Annotated in this window: 1 protein-coding gene and 1 pseudogene; both read left to right on the forward strand. The window is 62.3% G+C overall.

Annotated elements, in window-relative coordinates; translation table 11 throughout:
- The coding region (locus tag KAY22_RS27265) for a hypothetical protein (protein ID WP_296626175.1) at positions 1–1614 on the forward strand (1614 nt) is incomplete at its 5' end.
- A gap of 175 nt (positions 1615–1789) precedes the next feature.
- Positions 1790–2769: pseudogene (locus KAY22_RS27270) on the forward strand (IS3 family transposase); the annotation flags it as partial.
- Positions 2770–2894: the final 125 nt, after the last annotated feature.

The following is a 2894-nucleotide window of genomic DNA, read 5'->3' on the forward strand; positions in this document are numbered from 1 at the left end:
ATCATGAGGATTCTGTCGCGCGCGCAGGTGCCGCTGGAGGATGACGAGATCTGCCTCGTCAAAGGCCTGCTCAGGCATCGCAAGCCGCTAAAGATGAACCAGCAGCGCATCATCGCCTATTTCTCGTTTCCCCACCGCACCGTCCATCACAACGTCATCTCCGCGATCGCACGCAACACCGCGGGGACAAGTGACGCCGACTATCCGCCGGCGGACCTCGCCGCGTGCCGCTATTTTCTGGAGGCCTGGAGCGGCGAGTGGGGCGAGCATCGCTGGGCCTGCCTCTGGTCCGGTTCGCCCGGCCGTCAGACGGATGAGCTCGCCTTCGGCTATCGCTTCCATCCCGTCGGGCAGGGTCTCTTCTGCTCCGGGCATTTTACGCGGCCGGGACAGCCGACTTTCCGGTGGGTCTATGACTGTGGCACCGAGATGGGGAAGCGGGTCACGGCTCGCGGCCAGCATGTGCGTGACGAGATTGCTCGGCTAAGTAGTGATATCGAGACCGACAGGCTCGACCTGGTCACGCTCTCGCATTTCGACGAGGATCATCTGAGCGGGATACTCGACCTGCTGGCAACCTTCCGCGTCGGCACGCTACTCCTCCCCCATCTGACACCGTGGGAGCGTCTGATCGTTGCCCTGTCCGAGGAGGCTGCCGTCGGATCGGACCTTCTCGGATTTCTGACGGCACCGACAGCCTTCCTGCTGGCACGCGCGGAGGAGCGCATCGAGCGGATCCTGCTGGTGCCGGCGAGCGTGGACGACAGCGAGGCGCTGCCCCCCGCTATGCCGCCCGATGCGCCGGTGCGGGGCAAAGAACCGGGTGCCTTCCTGCCTGTCCTCATCAAGGATCATGAGCCACACGGCGAAGACCAAGCCGATGGCGTGGCGGCGGACGAGGGGCTCGCCGATCCGCGGGTCAGCGTCCTCCACCGCGGTGGCTACATCCTTGTCGCCCATGCCTGGGAATTCGTGCCCTATAATGATTGCCGGCTCGAAGCGTTGGCGACCACGGCCTTCAAGGATGCCGCTCGGCCGCTTGCCTATGAGCTCACCCATGCCCCCAAGGAGGAGGATCGCGAGACGGCGCTCGAAAAGTTGACCGAGCTCTACGACGCGACGTTCAAATCCCCCGGATCGAAGAAGATATCGGCGCGGCGGCGCAACGAGATCTCGCTGTTCCTCTATGCGGGGCCGATCGGCCAGGTCGAACTGCGCAGTGCCACGGTCACGATTCCACGACACCGCATGGGACCAAGCGTAGGGGAGGTTCCTCGATTCTGGGTCCACACCGACCGGTTCGGCCAGATGCTGACCGGAGACGGTTTCCTTCATTCCTCACAGCAGGTCGGCGATTTCGAGCGCTTCTACAATGTTGGCGATCGGATGATGCGCGGCGCCATCTTCCAGGTCATGCATCACGGCTCCAAGGCCAACTGGAAGTCAGGGTTCGCCGGGTTGGTCGAGCCGGTCGCAACCCTCTTTTGTTCGGATCCGCTTGGCAGGCACAGCCACCCGAGCGCTGCGGTCCTGGCCGACTTTGCCGACTATCATCCGGTCCAGATCGACGGAGAGCATGGCTGGCAGCTGAGCGGCTCCTACCGCTTCCTATAGAGCACCAACTCGCACGGACAAGACGACGAGGATGCAGATCATTCGCAACCTTCGCGCGTAAATTGCGCCATGCCGGGCAGCCGTCGATTCAGATTGACCCTGTCCCGAGAAATGCCTCCAGTGGGAATGAGAGGAATCTGGCAAAATCGAAGCTGATGGAAGCTGGAGGTTTTGCATGAAGAAGTCGAAGTTCACAGGCGAGCAGATCGCGTTTGCGCTGCGCCAGGCCGAGGTTGGAACGCCGGTCGCGGAGGTCTGCCGCAAGATGGGTGTGTCGGAGGCGACGTACTACCGCTGGAAGCAGTTGTACGGAGGTCTGGGGCCGTCCGAGCTGCGCAAAATGCGCCAGTTGGAGGAAGAGAACCAGAAGCTGAAGCGGCTTGTGGCGGACTTGTCGCTGGACAAGGCCATGCTCCAGGAAGTTCTGGCAAAAAAAGCCTAGCGCCTGGTCGGCTGCGTGAGATCGTCCACTGGATGCAGGATCGCTATCGGGTCAGTGAACGGCGCAGCTGCGCGGTGCTCCGGTTCGATCGCAAGACGCACCGCTACCGGTCGATCCGAGGCGATCAGGCGCCACTGCGGAGCCGGATCAAGGAGATTGCCGAGACGCGTGTGCGCTATGGCTACCGACGTATTCACGTGCTGCTGCGCCGCGAAGGTTGGGCAGTCAATGTGAAGCGTGTTCGACCGCTGTACCGGATGGAGGGTCTGAATTTGCGGGCAAAACGCCCGCGACGCCATGTCATGGCTGCCCGCCGTGTAGAGCGGCCTTTGGCCTCGCGGCCGAACGAGATCTGGGCGATGGAATTCGTGTCTGACGCGCTATTCAATGGGAGGCGCTTCCGCGCCCTGACGGTCGTGGATGCCTACACCCGCGAGTGCCTGGCGATCGAGGTTGATCAGGGGATCAAGGGCGAGCAGGTAATCGACGTGATGGATCGCCTGTTGTTCGAGCGAGGCCGCCCTCCGGACAAGATCAGGGTGGACAACGGACCCGAGTTCATCTCACGCGCGCTCGACCATTGGGCCTACATCAACCGGGTCACGCTGGACTTCAGCCGGCCAGGCAAGCCCACCGATAATGCCCTCGTGGAATCGTTCAACGGACGCCTCCGGGACGAGTGCCTGAACACGCATTGGTTCTTGTCTTTGGATTGTCCGTCGTCAGAACATTTGGCACAACTCGCGGCGTAAATTAGCGGAGTGCGGGCCTCGTCCTGGGGTTGATATTAAGCGGCGATCTTGCGGTGGAGCAAGCGGCGATGTTCGATGGTCTTCCG

Source organism: Rhizorhabdus sp. (assembly GCF_018006725.1).
In the GTDB taxonomy this organism is placed as follows: Bacteria; Pseudomonadota; Alphaproteobacteria; order Sphingomonadales; family Sphingomonadaceae; genus Rhizorhabdus.